Origin of the sequence: Shewanella sp. SM29 (assembly GCF_025654245.1) — a bacterium.
GTDB lineage: Bacteria > Pseudomonadota > Gammaproteobacteria > Enterobacterales > Shewanellaceae > Shewanella > Shewanella oncorhynchi.
The window spans coordinates 22,953-38,500 of the sequence record NZ_JAKKRN010000023.1 but is presented as its reverse complement, the minus strand read 5'-3'; the positions used below and the strand labels follow the sequence as shown (position 1 = coordinate 38,500).

Below are 15,548 nucleotides of genomic sequence, written 5' to 3'. Positions count from 1 at the left end.
GAGCTGATGATAATACAGCCCTTAAGTGAGGGCTGTTCACGTTTTATGGCTGCAGAGGGCGAAGATTAACTGTTACCCCAAATATGGCTATTTATTTTGTCATCTGTGCTGGGTTTATCGCTTTTAACAGACTTGTCAGGGGGAGTTTGATTGGTTTTCTTCGTCGCAATTTTTGCCGCAGGCTTCTTAGCGGTTTGACTCGCTTCCGCTTTAGGTGGCGGCAAGGGTAATTTATTGGCTCTTAAATAAAGATATTCGACTTTATCCCGCGCCCACTCTGTTTTTCTCAAAAAACGTAAACTGGATTTGATGCTGGGATCGTGGGTAAAACAGCGGATATTAATTCTTTCACCTAATTCTTCCCAGCCGTATTTCTCGACTAAATAAGTGATGATCGTTTCCAGTTTAATGCCGTGGAGCGGGTTATTCGATTGATTCATATTATGCATGTTGCAGTGTGCTATGGCGGGAGTATAGCAGTTTTGTATGCCTGATACAGTGTGGAATGGTATCGAGTCAAGCTTGAATACCTTGCTAGCTTAAACCTGTGATAGCTGTTATTGGTGGAGCAGTATGATCAAAACAGGCGCAATAAAGCGCCTGTTTTAGGTTGGTCATTTGAATTGTTTGACTAGTCTTTGACTGTCTCTTTAAGCTCAGTTTCAACCGGTAAATCAATTTCGCCTTTACCTTTGGTTTTCACAATCAAGAGTGCTGTAATCACTAAGGTTGTGACTATGCCCGCTATGGTTGATACCGTCATAGGTAAACCTGCACCTAAGGTTGACGAGTTCAGTAGGAAGGTGATAACCACAGTGGTCATAAACATCGCTGGAATTGTCGCAATCCAATGTAGTTTGTTATGTCGTAGCAGGTAAGCCGAAGCCGTCCACAGCATTAATACTGCAGTGGCTTGGTTTGCTACACCGAAGTAGCGCCAAATCACACCAAAGTCCACTTGGGTCAATATGCCGCCGATAACAAACAGTGGCAGAGCTAACACTAAGCGCTTTGGTAGTGAGATTTGTGGCATGTTGAAAAATTCAGCCAGAATCAAACGCGCAGAACGAAAAGCCGTATCGCCTGAGGTAATCGGCAGAATAATCACCCCTAGGATAGCCATAAAGCCACCGATAGCGCCTAACAGACCAGTAGAGGCCTCATAGACGACGTTGGCAGGGTTACCTGACATACCCGCACTTAACCCTTCTACTCCGCCAAAGTAAGACAACGCGATGGCACACCAAAGCAATGCGATAATGCCTTCGCCAATCATGGCGCCAAAGAAGACGAAGCGACCATTCGTCTCGTTTTCAACGCAGCGGGCCATTAACGGTGATTGAGTTGCATGGAAACCTGATACTGCGCCACAGGCAATAGTGATGAATAGGGCAGGCCAAAGTGGCATGTCGTTCGGATTTAAGTTTTGGAAGAAATCGCCCGCTTGTACGTTAGGCAGTAAGGTATGCTCGCTTGATAGCATAATTGCGAAAGCTAAACCAAACGACATGAAGAACAATAAAGCGCCAAAGAAGGGGTACAGACGACCGATAATTTTATCGACAGGTACCACAGTTGCAATCAGGTAATAGACGAAGATTATACCAACGAAGATACTGACATCCCAGCCAGTAAGCTTGCCAAGTAAGCCAGCAGGCGCAGAGATAAAGACCACACCGACGAGCAGTAACAGCACAATAGCAAACACGTTCATGAAGTGTTTGGCGCTCTTACCTAAATACTTACCCGCAAGGTTTGGCACGGATTGACCGCCATTGCGCACTGACAACATACCGGAGAAGTAGTCATGTACTGCACCTGCAAAGATACAGCCAACTACAATCCACAACATGGCTGCAGGACCATAGAGTGCACCTAAGATAGGACCAAAGATTGGGCCTACGCCTGCAATGTTTAATAATTGAATTAGATAGACTTTGCCTTTAGACATAGGCACAAAGTCGACGCCATCAGTTTGACTGAAAGCGGGTGTTTGACGATTAGCGTTAATGCCGAAGACTTTCTCGACAAAAGCGCCGTAGATAAAGTAGCCGCCGATCAGTAGACCGACACAGAGTAGGAACCACATCATTTTTGTTATCTCCCCATTTGAGTTCTGGCGAGTGTAAACAAGTTGTTGATATAAAACTTTGCAATTTCAATGAGTGGTCGAAAATGCAGTGTGAGCGGCAATTGGTGAGCTTAAGTGGTTACCATTGTATGTTAACGGTGAGTGTTGTTGGCTATCTTATGGCTAAAAATACGTTGCTAAGATGACTTTTGGATTGTGTTTATTGAAAGCCAAATAGCTGTTTAAGGCTTTTAAGATAGCGGCGTGATACGGGTACTTTATCGCCTAAATGAGTGGTGACTTCAGCCCCTGTATCTAACAGCTCAATTTCAGCAATCGCCTTAGGTGAAATCAAATACTGCCGATGGCAGCGCACCAGTGGGGTTTTTTCTTCGAACACTTTCAAGGTCAACTGGGTATGGACTTTGCCTTTCGTGCTGGCCACATGGATGCCGCTTAAGTCACTGAACACATATTCCACATCTTGGATTGCAATGACTTTGAGTTTATTGCCGCTGTAGCAGGGAATATGTTCAAGACTCTTTGGGGTAATGGAGTCCATAGCCTGAGGCGTTAGATTTTTACGCACACGAGTGAGGGTTTTACTGAGTCTGTCGGCATCTATGGGTTTGAGTAAATAATCGAAGGCATGATTGTCGAAGGCTTTGACGGCAAATTCGTCGTAGGCGGTGACAAACACGATTTTCGGCATGTCATCGGGGTCGAGCATTGCAATAAGTTCCATGCCCGAAATGCGTGGCATTTGGATATCAAGAAAGATTAACTGAGGTTTTTCTTTGGTTATGCTCTGTAATGCCTCAATAGCATTGGCGCATTGACCGACGATTTGGATGTCGTGTTCTTGCCCCAAAAGGTCAGCTAATTCTTCACGAGCAAACAGCTCATCATCGACAATTAAACAAGTGATCACGTGCGGTTATCCATATTTGATGTTTCAGGGCTTTCTATGGGCAATCTTATGGTGACACGAGTCAATTGATCGGGCTCGCACTCCACTGTCACGCCGTATTGTTCGCCAAAAATATTTTGAATTCGCTTATGCACTAAGTTCATCCCTAGGCCTTCTGAGCCCTCAATGGGCTGATACAACCCGGCATTGTCTGTGACTTCTAGCTCCAGCACATCATTTTCGAGCTTGCCAGTCACTTTAATCTGCCCTTGCTCAATCATGTGCGAAGTGCCGTGCTTTACGGCATTCTCAATAATTGGCTGCAGGGTAAAGGCGGGGACTTTACAGTGGTAGAGTGATTCAGGTATCGCGATACTGACTTGTAATTTATCAATAAAACGCGCTTTTTCAATGGTGAGATAGGACGCTATGTGATCTAGCTCATCCCCAAGCGTCACTAAGCCTGTCGTTCGCTTTAAATTGATCCGTAAAAATTGCGATAACTGCTGCAGTAGTTGCTTAGACATATCAGGATCACGTTTGATAATCGCGCTAATGGTATTCAGTGCATTAAATAAAAAGTGTGGATTGACCTGAGCCTGCAGCAATTTAAGTTCGGCTTGAGTCAGTAGATTTTGCTGTTGCTCAAAACGCCCATAAAGAATTTGGTTCGATAACAGGCGGGCAATACCTTCACCTAAAGTACGGTTGATATTCAAAAAAAGTTTATTCTTAGGCTCATAGAGTTTAATCGTGCCAATGACTTCGGTATCACTGCGCAGCGGGATCACTAGACTTGACCCTAGACGGCAATGAGAAGAAATAGAGCATGCATAGGGCATTTCAACGCCATCGGCGAACATGACCTTATTTTGATTGATGGCTTCTAAGGTGATTTTGGACGAAATCGGTGTACCAGGGAGATGGTGATCGGCGCCTATGCCAATAAAGGCTAACAGTTTTTCCCTGTCCGTGATGGCCACTGCACCCACATTGGTTTCTTCGATGACGATTTGGGCGACGTGACTACTACTTTCTTCGTTAAATCCTTTGGATAGTAATCCGACACTGCGTTCGGCAATTTTTAATGCTTTAGTCGAAAAGCTCGATGAGAGTTTATCAAACATGGTTTTTTGGTCACGGATCATGCTCATAAAGAGTGCCGCTCCCACGGAATTGACTAATAACATGGGCGGCGCGATTTGACGTACTAATTCCCATGCATCATCGAAGGGACGTGCAACCAAAAGTATGATGCTCATTTGCATCATTTCAGCATAAAAAGTCACTAGGCAAACGAGTAATGGATTGTAGATGAGCTCACTTTTATCTGCGCGTCTTAAGTAGAAGCTTATCATCCCAGCGGATAAGCCTTCTAAGGTGGTGGAGATAGCGCAGGCTATATCAGTAAAACCGCCCATACTGTAGCGGTGTAGCCCACCAGTCAGCCCCACCAGAAAACCAGTAACCGGTCCTCCTAATAATCCGCCTAAAACTGCGCCCATAGCACGAGTGTTGGCAATCGCTCCCGAGGTTTGCTCACCAAAATAAGTGGCCATGATGCAGAAACTCGAAAAAATCAGATACATAAAAATCTTATGTGGCAGACGAGGAGACGTTTCGGCAAACAGTTTAAACAGTGGCGTTTTACTGACTAAGTAAACGATCACTAAGTACAGCGACATCTGTTGGGTCAGTAATAGGATCAAAGACATAATGGCTCACATTATCGTCACAGATGTCGGCGCAGTCGTCCCCATTTGAAAGTTTGTGCGCGAGATCAGGGTTCGAATTTAACCGTTAGGATATAAAGAACAATAATATTGCATCTTTAGGAGGACATATGTCCAATTCTGTTCACGGTCATGATGTTATGGCGCTGATGGTAGCTCAAGGGGCCGCTATTATAAAGCCTGAATTAATTTCCATGATGGAGCAAAAGTTTGGCTCGGCGGCTCGATACCATACTTGTAGTGCAACTGATTTGAGTGCCGAAGCATTAATTGAGTTACTTATAGGTAAAGGTAAGTTTTACGAAACGTCCCAAGGTATTCAACTTGTAGCTGGGCGAAAGTGTGAGCATTAATATCCATCGTATTAAATATCTGTTCATTCAGCGGGAATTTAACTCGCTTTAGACAAGGAAAAGGCTTGAAGGCATAGTGGTGCTCTGTCAAAAGCCTTAAACGCAGTATAAAGCGCGATGCCATAAACATCAGCCGCCCTTCGGGAGCCACAGGCATTCCACTCCGGTGTTGCATTACTTAAAAGTGAATGATCATTTCTGCATCAATGCGCCTTGGATTGAGATGCTAGTGAGGCTCTGAAATGGCTAACTATTTAATATTATTGGTATAATACACAGTGCCATAGCGTACTCATTTTATTTTGTTGTATTTTATTGATTGGTTTTTAGCCGCTTAGACGTGTAATCGTTTTGTTGAAGCTCAGGTCTCATCGTGGCGCTTATTTGCAATTTGCTCCTGCTGTGCGGGGGTGAGTTGGGTAAATTCATTGATCAAAATACGCAGTAATCGAGATTTTGCAATATTGGTGGATTTTGATAGGGCATCAAGCTGAGAAATGCTGTTTTCAGTGAGGGTAAAGGTCGCGTGGCGATAAATCTTAGTCGATTTTTTATCTAAGCCCTTAACTATGGTATGTGTGGTGGGCGCAGCTAATAAACTCGCCTTACCTAAGGCGTAGTTATTGGCATCTTCAATGAAATCATCGACAGAAACCGGCTTGATGATTTGCTTAGGTTTCTTACGTTTAAGATCAGTTAAGCTCATAGCTATTTTCTGGTGGCATTGCGAATAACTCATCCGCTATGGCGCGGATCTCATCGGCTGCTTTCCCATCGGGTTCTATTTCGACGACTGAAGAGCCTCTTTCTTCACTGTCATCATAAATATTTCGGCAAAATGTAACTGAATTTAGCACCCTTAGTCCAAAGGATTGCACCACATCTTTGGCTTCTAAAATGCGTTTAAACTGTGTGGGAAGCGCTGGGCATTGGGTTAGCACTATAGTCGCGATCATTTTAGGATTCACCATTTTACAAGTGCTTAGCATGTCTTCCATGTGGGGTAATGTTTTGAGATCGCGTCTTTTGGGTCTGAGGGGGATCACAACATAAGTCGCTACCGACATAGCTGCGCGCATGGCTAAGTTATCTTGGCCACCACAATCTACAATTACGTAGTCAAAACGCTCATTGAGGCTGAGTAAATCATTACGAATCTTGCCGTAAAGTTGGATGCAATTAATGCTTGGGAGGCTTGGATCATTATTTCTTGCTTGGATCCAATCTGAAGTCGTGCGTTGGGGATCACAATCGACCATGAGGACGTTTGCCTGAAATTTTTGCTTAATATAAACGGCAAGATTTTGAGCGAGACAACTTTTTCCGCTACCACCTTTTTCACCACCTACCAGCAAGATCATACAGACGCCCCTTAATGAATTGTTCAATTCATTGAGTGTAGAACAGAGCCATTAAAGCTGCGAAATTTAAGTTAAATTAAAGCAGTTGCATAGCAATATGGTAGCTTTGGTCATGGCATCTCGCACAACGGCAGACTTGTCCTTTAACGGTATTTTGTTGGGTTGAATTGGGATTAAAGGTCACTTCGATGAGTTCCCCGAGTGCAAACGGATTTTTATAATCGAATAAAATGCCGCGTCTTGCTAAGTCGATACACACACCTTCATCAGTTTGCTTCATGCCTTGAGTGTCGATCCAATTCAAGACCACGCGCTCTGCTTCCATGTCGACTCGCAGTGATGTGCGTTTTTCTTCAAAACCACTAGTATGGTTACCCATAACTCAATTGCCCCGTAAATTATTGATCTCAGTAAAACTAGCATAATTGCTTTTTGGCAGAATACCAATGTGAAAGCTAGGTCTTTGATAATAGTTTTAAAACGAGAACAGCAGGTGCCATTGATTTAGGTTTCAATAGCACCAACTCAGGTATTTGATTAATTGTCGTATTCTTGATTTTTTGGATAAGGCATTTTTAATTGGCCCCAACGAATCACAATCACGGTTGCCGCTAAAATTAGCGTCGATAATGATATTGCTGCGATACGCCAGTCTTCCATGCTCTTCATATCTAAGATTAGGTAACGGGCCAAGGCGACAATCGCAATATAAAGCGGCATACGTACTGGTAACTTACCGGATTCATAGTAGTTAGCCACCATGGCTAACACTTCTAAGAAAATAAATAACAAGAGTAAATCGGCCAGTGCGACCATACGTACAGAGATGATATGCACAATTTCTTGGCCTATTGCGACAACGGTGGCAATGGCAATAATAAATAGGACTAAGTGTTCAACGGCTTTAAGGCTTTTAGAACCATATTGATGATAAAAAGGCATGGATATTCCCTACTTGATGTTTTTATAAATAGTAACAGCAAAAATCTGTTTTTAGGGAAAAGCTAGGCGCCGCTGTGTGATTTAATTCACAGATATGTACGATCTTAAATTCGGCGCAAAGTGGAGTTAACGTGGTTGTATTGTAAAAGGTGATTCACATGATGAACAAAAGGGAAGCGAGAGCGAATGTGTTAATCCGCTTATGCTGTTACCTTGACTCAATCGTTGTACCAACATAAGCGGTTTGAATATAAAAGATTATTTATTCTTGCGTTTCTGCCACTTAAACATAATTGAATATTTCCACAGATTATTAATCAGCAAATAACCGACAGCGGAAAAAACCACTCCTAGCACGAGACACCCGAGTAAGAATGCCGGACCTATAGTCGCAAGCGATGCTTCAATCCATTGCCAACTTGCTTCGAAGGCAAAATCTTGCGGAGCATGGCCGAGTATTTTAGCTCCGAGCAAATACGCCCCATAAAACATCACTGGCATAGTTAAGGGATTGGTTATCCATACTAATGCAACTGAAACAGGAATATTAACGTTAAATAGAATGGCAAAAGCCGCTGCAACAACCATCTGAAATGGCATTGGGATCCAAGCGACAAATAACCCTACGGCAAATGCGCCTGGGGCGGATTTTCGATTAAGTGCCCATAGATTGGGATTATGTAACAAGCGTCCGAACATGCGTAAGTGTTTATGCTCACGCAAGGTTTCAGGCTTAGGCATAAATCTTTTAATTAATTTTTTTGGCATATGCTGAAATTGCTGTCTTAACTTAATTCACTATGAATCGATTCATGTTTGGCTTTAGTGCCATCTTATTATCAGCGATGTTATGGCCTTCGCTGCCGCCAGTCAGTTACATACCCTACCTTGTTGTTGGGGCGTTAATCTTACACCGAAAAATCCCTGTCTGTGCAGGTGGGCTCTTTGCGGTAGCATGGCTAACTGGTTTTTGCTTAGGATTATCTAGGCAGGATTTGCCAGTGTTACAACAACCTATACAGGTAAGGGGCGAAATCATATCACTAGTTAGTCGAAACAGCGACTGGCTAAGTTTGGATATATCGCTCATTAAACCAAATTTAATCTTAGGACCAAACGCAAAATTGCGACTCACGTGGAAAGATCCGCCAGAAGTCGATGTGGGTCAGGTTTGGCTGTTTACCTTGACACCTAAGAGCATTGCTAGCGTGCTAAATCAAGGCGGCTACAACGAACAAAAACAATTAATCAGTCAACATGTGGTCGGTAAAGGGCGAGTGATTGAGGCGCAGTTACTTGCGGTTTCGCCTTCATTGCGTAATGACCTCATAAGCGCATTGACACCTGAATTAGCCTCTTTACCTCAAGGTGACATTTTACTCGCCTTGCTTTTGGGGGATAAGCATTTGATCTCACAAGCTCGTTGGCAAGCACTAAGGCAGACTGGCACTGGCCATTTAGTGGCGATTTCCGGTTTGCACCTCTCCGTTGTCGCGGCATGGGTATACGCTTGCCTTTTGTTTGGATTGAGTCGTTTTGTGTCACATCAGAGTCGACGTAATATGACTTTTGCGTTAGTCGCGGCAGGTATAGGCGCAGCATTTTATGCCTATCTTGCAGGTTTTGGTGTATCGACTCAGCGTGCACTCGTGATGATTTTACTGTTAATGCTACTGAGTTTATTAAAGCGATTTTCTACTGCGTGGGAGCGCTTGCTGTTTGCATTGTTTGTCGTATTGTTACTCGACCCGCTTGCTTGTTTAAGTGCGGGATTTTGGCTGTCGTTTTGTGCTTTAGGGGTGATTTTATATACCTTAGTCATCCAGCCCAAAGAGTTTACGGCTGTGTCGACTCGAAGGACGCGTGTAGGCGCGGGGCTTTTACAATTTTGGGCCATCCAGTGGCGCTTGAGCCTTGGGCTTGGATTACTGCAAGGAGCACTCTTTGGTGGTGTGAGTTTACACAGCTTGTGGATGAATATCCTAGCTGTGCCATGGTTTAGTTTTGTTGTTATCCCATTAGCTATGGCGGGATTTATATGCTGGTGGGTTGGTACTGCGTTTGGGTTCTCTTGGTTAGGACTGCTTCGCCTAAGTGATTGGAGTTTATCACCCTATGCGCAGTTGCTAGACATAAGCCAGCAATTGCCAGCCCATTGGTTAGCGCTTTCAGATACGATATTAGCCTTGGGGTTATCCGCGCTCATCGGTGGTGTGTTATGGCGCTATGTGCCTAAAAATAAAAATTATACTTCTTGGTTAAGCCTGCTGAGTTTACTGTTTATTCCCGCTTTGCTTTTCTGTATTACGCTGTGGTCACCCGTTCAAAATAATCGATGGGCTATGCATTTACTGGATGTAGGCCAAGGTTTAGCTGTGGTTATTGAAAAGAATGGTAGAGGGCTGGTTTACGACACTGGTGCCGCCTTTGGTGATGACTTCAGTTATGCGGAGCGGGTGATATTGCCTTTCCTAAAAGCCAAAGGCATTCAAGAGATTGATTATATTGTTATCAGCCATAGCGATAACGATCATGCCGGTGGTGCCCCTGTTTTGATTGAGGCTTACCCTAAGGCTTTAGTGATCACAGACGTGGCTGGCTTTAGCGGCCAAGATTGCCGCCCAAGGCAGATTCAATGGCAAGGGCTGAGTTTGAATTTGCTGTCTCCGCCTCAAGCGTTAGCGGGTAATAATGGTTCCTGTGTTATACGCATTGATGATGACAGGCAGAGTCTACTGCTTACGGGGGATATCGAAAAGCAAATCGAAACTTCGCTATTAAGTCGTGCCCTAAGTGGTGAGTATGAGTTACAAAGTGAAGTGCTCGTTGCGCCCCACCACGGCAGTAAAACCTCGTCAACAGAAGCCTTTATTGATGCTGTTGCCCCCAAGTTAGTTTTGTTTCCTGCTGGTTTTGCTAATCGCTGGGGGTTTCCAAAATCCACAGTGGTTGAACGGTATCAGCAACGGGAGATTATGGGCCTAACTACAGGTATAGAAGGGCAAATTAGTGTGATTTTTCAGCAGTCTGAGCGAGAGGTTAAGACCTATCGTGGTGATTTAGCGCCATTTTGGTACAACTCTCTGTTTAGATTTGGTGACTTGATTAATCCAGAGTAGAATGCCTACTTTGCCATAATTTAGTGTTATCAATGACAACATCTCCTAAAGACGAAATGTGGACAGTTTTCAAACGATTACTGGGCTATATAAAACAGATGAAAGGCATGTTTATGCTTTCAGTTGCGGGATTAATTATTTATGGTCTCGTCGATGCCGCCTTTATCGCTTTCATCGGCCCCTTTATTGATAAGGGTTTCTCCGGCGGCGCACCTGCTGCGGTGACCAACGGCATCGCATTGCCAACCAGTGAAGGTTTCCACGCAAACAACGACGTGCTTATGATGGCGCCGCTTGTGGTTATCGTTATGTTTTCCCTACGTGGCTTTGCTAACTTTGTTTCGACTTACGGCATTTCATATATGAGTGCACGTTTGATCATGGACATGCGTCAGCAAGTGTTTGAGCATTATCTGAGCCTGCCTGTCAGTTATATGGATAAGGAAAATACCGGTAACTTGATCTCAAAAGTGACTTTTGATACTGAGCAAATCGCTCGAGCATCGGGAAGTGCTTTGATTTCCATCGTCCGCGATAGTGTGACTGTGTTTGGTATGCTGGTGCTGATGTTCTATAACTCTTGGAAACTATCCCTCTGTATTCTTGTGATTGGTCCTATCATGGGCATGGTCATTGCGGTGGTTAGTCGTCGTTTCCGCAAGGTCTCTAAGCAAATTCAAACAGCCATGGGCGGGGTGAGTGCGACTACGGAGCAAATGATTAAAGGCCATAAAAACGTATTGGCCTTTGGTGGACAGGAAACCGAAGCCACCCGTTTTGCTAAAGTAAACGATCAAAACCGCCATCAAAATATGAAGTTAGCTGTGGCACAAGCCATTAGTCAGCCTCTGATCATGATTATCGGCTCATTCGCCTTAGCCTTTGTACTTTATGCGGCAAGCTTAGACAGCATGAAAGCTGATCTTACCGCGGGTACTTTCGCGACGATTCTTGGCGCTATGATGGCCATGTTACAGCCAATCAAAAACTTAACCCGAGTGAATGCCGAATTTCAACGGGGTATTGCGGCTTGTACCACAGTGTTTGAATTACTGGATACGCTGCCTGAGTCCGATACGGGAACTTATACTGTCGAGCGTGCTAAGGGTCATCTACGTTTTGATAATGTGTGTTTTACCTATGACAGCCAAGATCGTCGTGCACTTGAGAATGTCGATTTTGAAGTCAAACCTGGACAAACCTTAGCCTTAGTTGGACGTTCTGGCTCAGGTAAGTCGACTATTGCGAGTTTAGTGACCCGTTTTTATACGGGCCTTGAATCCGGCGATATTCTGCTTGATGACGTCAGTATCTACGATTACTCGCTAAAATCGCTGCGTAATCAAGTGGCACTAGTATCGCAACAGGTGACCTTGTTCAATGACACGATAGCCAATAACATCGCTTACGCCTACCCAGGTGAAGCCACTCGTGAGCAGATCATCGAAGCTGCGACCTTGGCCTATGCGATGGAGTTTATTGATCAGCTGCCCCAAGGCCTTGATACCCAAGTGGGTGAGAATGGTGTGTTATTGTCCGGTGGTCAAAGGCAGCGGATTGCGATTGCGCGCGCTATGTTGCGTGATGCGCCCGTGTTGATCCTCGATGAAGCGACCTCAGCACTGGATACTGAGTCAGAAAAAGCCATTCAAAAAGGGTTAGATAACCTCAGACAAAACCGCACATCTGTAGTGATCGCCCACAGGTTGTCGACCATCGAGAGTGCCGATCAGATTTTAGTAGTCGATCAGGGGCGGATTGTCGAGCGGGGGACGCACCAATCACTATTGGAATTAGATGGCATGTACGCCAAATTATACCAAATGCAATTTGGTAGTTAGATGCAGGCCTTAGTGAATAAAATCTGGTATCAGGGCCATCCACTGCGATGGCTATTGTTACCTTTATCTGGCTTATTCGCGGTTATCACTTATGTGCGCCGCGCTTTGTTTCACCTCGGGATGACATCACAAACGGCAATGCCTGTACCTGTCATCGTCGTCGGTAATATTACCGTCGGTGGCAGCGGTAAGACGCCAACTGTGATTTATCTGATTGAATTACTGCGCCAACATGGATTTCACCCTGGTGTGATCAGTCGTGGTTACGGTGTTGATATTCAAGGCGTTAAATCGGTTTGCTTAGGTGCAAGTGCGGCAGAGGTGGGTGATGAACCTGCCATGATAGTGGCGCGTACTCAAGTGCCTATGGTGGTTGGCGCTAAACGGGTCGATGCGGCTAATGCGCTTATTGCTGAGTTTGGTGTTGATGTCATCATCTGTGACGATGGCCTACAGCATTATGCTCTGGGACGCGATATTGAGCTGGTGGTAATTGATGGTCAGCGCGGTTTAGGCAATGGCTTGCTATTGCCAGCAGGTCCATTGCGTGAAGGCGCGTGGCGTCTCGATACCGTGGATTTTATCGTCAGTAATGGCGGCCCAGCGGCAAAAGGGCAGTTCGAAATGCAACTGACACCTACAGCAGTGAAGCCTGTTAAATGTGATGCGATGTCTGGTGAATATACTTTCGATAAGTCTCTGCCGCTCGTTGCGATGGCAGGCATAGGTAATCCAGCACGTTTCTTTGAATCGTTGCGCGCACAAGACTATCAACTGGCCTTCTGCCACGGTTTTGATGACCATCAGGCTTACGATAAAACCCAGTTAGGTGATTTAGCCCAAGGCTTGCCACTGTTGATGACAGAAAAAGATGCGGTTAAATGTCGCGATTTTGCACAAGAAAACTGGTGGTATTTGGCGGTCGATGCCAAGCTATCCCCACAATTTGATGAACAGCTGCTCACACGTCTTCGTGAAGTGGCTGCAGCTAAATAAGGAAACTTCCATGGCATTCGATAAAAAATTGTTAGATATAGTGGCTTGCCCTGTGTGTAAGGGAAAACTTGAGTACGATAAAACGACGCAGCAGTTGATTTGTAAGGCAGATAAACTTGCTTATCCGATCACTGAAGGTATCCCTGTGTTATTGGAAAATCGTGCTGTGCCACTGACCGAATCAGTCTAGTGTGATGTGAATGCGCGTATTGTCTCATACGCGCATGCTTACTTTTTATTCTGCTTATTATCGTTTTCGCTATTTTTAGCCGATTTAAGTTTTTTGTATTGGTAACTGTGCACGTTTCTTCATTACTTTGAGTTTAGTTAATAGCTCATAAATTTTTGTTTATCAGCATTGGTTGCACCCTCTTGGCACTCACCGCGGATTTCTCCTCGACCAGGCTCGATAATTCGGCTTAATTCAATATAACCTTCGCGGCAATAACCCGTCATTTCAAGGGTTTTGATTAAACCCAAATCAACCTGTCTCCCCCAAATTTCTAATGAGTCCTGTAGATCTTGCATCGCGCGACGTTGCTCACGGGGATCTTGCATATTACGTATGCGTGCCTCGTGTGGAAAAGGGCGATCTGTATCATTCATTGTCGACTTTTCATCGACCAGACGCGCTTTGTAGCTGAAGAGTTTAAGGCCATCACTTTTAATATCCGTCGTTAACTTATCCCGTAATTTTCCGGCGAGTTCACTCGGGTCAATTGGCGCACTGCTGCAGGCGATGAGCGAGAAACAACTTAAGATGGCAAGGCTGAGATATCGAAACGGCATAATCAAATTTAACTCTTAGTTATTAACTGACAGAAGAATACCTTAATATGGCCCTAAAGTTCATGGATTTATGGCATTCTCATTGGCTGAGTACGCGCCGATAGGTGTAATGGATTAAGGATGGGCGAGTAATGTTGGCGTTTTGGTCGAATAAATGGGCGCAAATCGAATGGGATATGAGCCTGACTCAAGGTATATGCCTTATGTTCTTGGCGTTATGGATCTACGCCATATGGCCAAAAGAAGAGTTAGTGCAGCTCCGGCGGGATAAACATCTCCAATTACGTTTGTTGCTGACGTTGGTGGGGATCAATGCACTGTGGTCGTTAAATGCCAGTATTCAAACTGGGTTGCATCTGCATTTTCTGGGAATTGTCACTTGTATGCTGATGTTCGGCTGGCGTCTTGCGACTCTAATGTTGCTGTTGCCGAGCGCTTTTTTTAGTCTTTTTGTATTAAAGCAGCCCGCTGATTTTGGTGCTTTTAGTTTGTTCGCTATGGCCGTGCCGCTGTTTCTGTGTTTTATCCTATACAGTCGCAGTTACCATTTATTTCCTAAGCATATTTTTGTATTCATCTTCGTCGGTGGTTTTATCAATGCGGGCCTCTCAACTGTGTTTCATCAATTGAGTTGGGCGATGTGGTTGTGGTCTGCAGCGGATTACGATTGGAATGTGTTAGTGGACGACTACCTGATGATGATCCCTTTGCTGGCATTCCCTGAGGCATTGCTTAATGGCATGGCAGTGACGCTATTGGTGGTGTATCAGCCCCAGTGGTTGTTTGATTATTCTGACCGTGAATATTTGTGGCGTAAGTAAATGTAATAAAAGAATGTGGTAAAACAACGCAATAAAAGAACTGCGCCCGAAACCTCGTCATTCCAACGTAAAGCCCTTTGTAAGGAGCCCATTGAACAGACGATTGAAAAGGTTATTGGACGCACTTATTTGTATATTTGCGCTGACCGTTGCGCCGTGATTTAGGCGAAGCGTTGGTCTAAGTAGTTAATGATTTCTTTTGATTCATATAACCACTGTACTTGACCGTTTTCTTCAATCCGCAGACAAGGCACTTGCTGTTTGCCGCCTTGAGCGATGAGTTCATCTTTATGCGGCGCTTTTTTAGCGTCGTGGGTCACTATGTTGAGTCCTTGGCGACGCATTGCACGGCGGACTTTTACACAAAATGGGCATGCAGGATATTGATACAGCGCTAATGCTTGAGTTTGAGCATCAATTTTTTGTTGCTCAGCCAGTGGACGTTGGCGCTTCTTAGGGCTAAATACGAAGTTTAAAAACAGAATAATCCTGCCTAAAATCCAGCGAATGATAAACATGTTATTGACCTTAATGATAATTTTTGTGGAAGAACATTTGTGCGTTATGCCGCCACAGAAAGCGTGCGGCGAGTCTGAGATCCAGTCGTTTAAA

The 15,548-nt window shown here is 44.6% G+C and carries 18 protein-coding genes; 6 read left to right on the top strand and 12 right to left on the bottom strand.

Features of this window, described 5'->3' with window-relative positions; all coding sequences use genetic code 11:
- Positions 1–65 precede the first annotated feature (65 nt).
- The 4 genes from L5L77_RS15565 to L5L77_RS15550 form a co-directional block, all read right to left on the bottom strand.
- Positions 66–449 carry a VF530 family protein gene (locus tag L5L77_RS15565; protein WP_263163212.1) on the bottom strand — a complete coding sequence of 128 codons (384 nt, stop codon included), beginning with the start codon at positions 447–449 and terminating at the stop codon, positions 66–68.
- A gap of 182 nt (positions 450–631) precedes the next feature.
- Positions 632–2,092 (bottom strand): carbon starvation protein A, encoded by a 1,461-nt coding sequence (locus L5L77_RS15560; RefSeq protein WP_219252149.1) that lies wholly within the window; start codon positions 2,090–2,092, stop codon positions 632–634.
- 199 nt (positions 2,093–2,291) lie between these two features.
- On the bottom strand, positions 2,292–3,002 hold the full coding sequence (btsR, locus tag L5L77_RS15555) for a two-component system response regulator BtsR (RefSeq protein ID WP_028760409.1): 711 nt from the start codon (positions 3,000–3,002) through the stop codon (positions 2,292–2,294).
- Complete coding sequence (locus tag L5L77_RS15550; protein ID WP_263223050.1) at positions 2,999–4,696, bottom strand: sensor histidine kinase; 1,698 nt, start codon at positions 4,694–4,696, stop codon at positions 2,999–3,001. Before L5L77_RS15550 ends, btsR begins: the two co-directional genes overlap by 4 nt.
- 128 nt (positions 4,697–4,824) lie before the next feature.
- Between L5L77_RS15550 and L5L77_RS15545 the strand changes: the two genes are divergently transcribed.
- Complete coding sequence (locus L5L77_RS15545; protein ID WP_028760407.1) at positions 4,825–5,067, top strand: YecH family metal-binding protein; 243 nt, start codon at positions 4,825–4,827, stop codon at positions 5,065–5,067.
- On the opposite strand, the gene L5L77_RS15540 is transcribed toward L5L77_RS15545, so the two are convergent.
- From L5L77_RS15540 to L5L77_RS15515, 6 genes are all read right to left on the bottom strand, one after another.
- On the bottom strand, positions 4,994–5,191 hold the full coding sequence (locus L5L77_RS15540; protein WP_263223057.1) for a hypothetical protein: 198 nt from the start codon (positions 5,189–5,191) through the stop codon (positions 4,994–4,996). The genes L5L77_RS15545 and L5L77_RS15540 overlap by 74 nt on opposite strands.
- Before the next feature lie 237 nt (positions 5,192–5,428).
- The gene (locus L5L77_RS15535) at positions 5,429–5,773 is read right to left on the bottom strand and encodes a replication protein RepA (RefSeq protein WP_105252895.1); all 345 of its coding nucleotides are present in this window, start codon (positions 5,771–5,773) and stop codon (positions 5,429–5,431) included.
- Entirely contained in the window at positions 5,760–6,428 is a 669-nt protein-coding gene (locus L5L77_RS15530) for an AAA family ATPase (RefSeq protein WP_028760405.1), read from the bottom strand. Before L5L77_RS15530 ends, L5L77_RS15535 begins: the two co-directional genes overlap by 14 nt.
- Positions 6,429–6,504: 76 nt before the next feature.
- Complete coding sequence (locus L5L77_RS15525) at positions 6,505–6,807, bottom strand: PilZ domain-containing protein (RefSeq protein WP_263163206.1); 303 nt, start codon at positions 6,805–6,807, stop codon at positions 6,505–6,507.
- Between the two features lie 158 nt (positions 6,808–6,965).
- Positions 6,966–7,370: a phosphate-starvation-inducible protein PsiE gene (locus L5L77_RS15520; protein WP_028760403.1), complete on the bottom strand. Its 405-nt coding sequence runs from the start codon at positions 7,368–7,370 to the stop codon at positions 6,966–6,968.
- A 258-nt stretch (positions 7,371–7,628) separates the two neighbouring features.
- Positions 7,629–8,138 (bottom strand): DUF2062 domain-containing protein, encoded by a 510-nt coding sequence (locus L5L77_RS15515; RefSeq protein WP_028760402.1) that lies wholly within the window; start codon positions 8,136–8,138, stop codon positions 7,629–7,631.
- A 32-nt stretch (positions 8,139–8,170) separates the two neighbouring features.
- Between L5L77_RS15515 and L5L77_RS15510 the strand changes: the two genes are divergently transcribed.
- From L5L77_RS15510 to L5L77_RS15495, 4 genes are read left to right on the top strand one after another with little or no spacing between them, the layout of a single operon-like run.
- On the top strand, positions 8,171–10,489 hold the full coding sequence (locus L5L77_RS15510) for a DNA internalization-related competence protein ComEC/Rec2 (protein WP_263223049.1): 2,319 nt from the start codon (positions 8,171–8,173) through the stop codon (positions 10,487–10,489).
- 32 nt (positions 10,490–10,521) lie between these two features.
- Entirely contained in the window at positions 10,522–12,330 is a 1,809-nt protein-coding gene (msbA, locus tag L5L77_RS15505) for a lipid A export permease/ATP-binding protein MsbA (RefSeq protein WP_105252892.1), read from the top strand.
- A complete protein-coding gene (gene lpxK / locus L5L77_RS15500) occupies positions 12,331–13,326 on the top strand; it encodes a tetraacyldisaccharide 4'-kinase (RefSeq protein ID WP_263186269.1) in 996 nt (331 codons plus the stop codon).
- A 10-nt stretch (positions 13,327–13,336) separates the two neighbouring features.
- On the top strand, positions 13,337–13,516 hold the full coding sequence (locus L5L77_RS15495; RefSeq protein ID WP_006081200.1) for a Trm112 family protein: 180 nt from the start codon (positions 13,337–13,339) through the stop codon (positions 13,514–13,516).
- Between the two features lie 137 nt (positions 13,517–13,653).
- Here the strand turns inward: L5L77_RS15495 and L5L77_RS15490 are convergent, their stop codons facing one another.
- Positions 13,654–14,115 carry a hypothetical protein gene (locus L5L77_RS15490; protein ID WP_263186270.1) on the bottom strand — a complete coding sequence of 154 codons (462 nt, stop codon included), beginning with the start codon at positions 14,113–14,115 and terminating at the stop codon, positions 13,654–13,656.
- 131 nt (positions 14,116–14,246) lie between these two features.
- Here L5L77_RS15490 and L5L77_RS15485 point away from each other — a divergent pair, with 131 nt between their 5' ends.
- Positions 14,247–14,936, top strand: coding sequence for an energy-coupling factor ABC transporter permease (locus L5L77_RS15485; RefSeq protein ID WP_263186271.1), 690 nt, complete (start codon positions 14,247–14,249; stop codon positions 14,934–14,936).
- 161 nt (positions 14,937–15,097) lie between these two features.
- Here the strand turns inward: L5L77_RS15485 and L5L77_RS15480 are convergent, their stop codons facing one another.
- Positions 15,098–15,454, bottom strand: a complete 357-nt coding sequence (locus L5L77_RS15480; RefSeq protein ID WP_028760396.1) for a glutathione S-transferase N-terminal domain-containing protein — start codon at positions 15,452–15,454, stop codon at positions 15,098–15,100.
- Positions 15,455–15,548 lie beyond the last annotated feature (94 nt).

What these genes read in the sequence shown, in the direction of transcription:
- L5L77_RS15525 (WP_263163206.1), bottom strand. Translation starts at nt 6,807, where the DNA reads ATGGGTAACCATACTAGTGGTTTTGAAGAAAAACGCACATCACTGCGA.
- L5L77_RS15560 (WP_219252149.1), bottom strand. Translation starts at nt 2,092, where the DNA reads ATGATGTGGTTCCTACTCTGTGTCGGTCTACTGATCGGCGGCTACTTT.
- L5L77_RS15490 (WP_263186270.1), bottom strand. Translation starts at nt 14,115, where the DNA reads ATGCCGTTTCGATATCTCAGCCTTGCCATCTTAAGTTGTTTCTCGCTC.
- msbA (WP_105252892.1), top strand. Translation starts at nt 10,522, where the DNA reads ATGACAACATCTCCTAAAGACGAAATGTGGACAGTTTTCAAACGATTA.
- L5L77_RS15520 (WP_028760403.1), bottom strand. Translation starts at nt 7,370, where the DNA reads ATGCCTTTTTATCATCAATATGGTTCTAAAAGCCTTAAAGCCGTTGAA.
- lpxK (WP_263186269.1), top strand. Translation starts at nt 12,331, where the DNA reads ATGCAGGCCTTAGTGAATAAAATCTGGTATCAGGGCCATCCACTGCGA.
- L5L77_RS15530 (WP_028760405.1), bottom strand. Translation starts at nt 6,428, where the DNA reads ATGATCTTGCTGGTAGGTGGTGAAAAAGGTGGTAGCGGAAAAAGTTGT.
- L5L77_RS15565 (WP_263163212.1), bottom strand. Translation starts at nt 449, where the DNA reads ATGCATAATATGAATCAATCGAATAACCCGCTCCACGGCATTAAACTG.
- L5L77_RS15545 (WP_028760407.1), top strand. Translation starts at nt 4,825, where the DNA reads ATGTCCAATTCTGTTCACGGTCATGATGTTATGGCGCTGATGGTAGCT.
- L5L77_RS15550 (WP_263223050.1), bottom strand. Translation starts at nt 4,696, where the DNA reads ATGTCTTTGATCCTATTACTGACCCAACAGATGTCGCTGTACTTAGTG.
- L5L77_RS15485 (WP_263186271.1), top strand. Translation starts at nt 14,247, where the DNA reads ATGTTGGCGTTTTGGTCGAATAAATGGGCGCAAATCGAATGGGATATG.
- L5L77_RS15495 (WP_006081200.1), top strand. Translation starts at nt 13,337, where the DNA reads ATGGCATTCGATAAAAAATTGTTAGATATAGTGGCTTGCCCTGTGTGT.
- L5L77_RS15510 (WP_263223049.1), top strand. Translation starts at nt 8,171, where the DNA reads ATGAATCGATTCATGTTTGGCTTTAGTGCCATCTTATTATCAGCGATG.
- L5L77_RS15535 (WP_105252895.1), bottom strand. Translation starts at nt 5,773, where the DNA reads ATGAGCTTAACTGATCTTAAACGTAAGAAACCTAAGCAAATCATCAAG.
- L5L77_RS15515 (WP_028760402.1), bottom strand. Translation starts at nt 8,138, where the DNA reads ATGCCAAAAAAATTAATTAAAAGATTTATGCCTAAGCCTGAAACCTTG.
- L5L77_RS15540 (WP_263223057.1), bottom strand. Translation starts at nt 5,191, where the DNA reads ATGGCATCGCGCTTTATACTGCGTTTAAGGCTTTTGACAGAGCACCAC.
- L5L77_RS15480 (WP_028760396.1), bottom strand. Translation starts at nt 15,454, where the DNA reads ATGTTTATCATTCGCTGGATTTTAGGCAGGATTATTCTGTTTTTAAAC.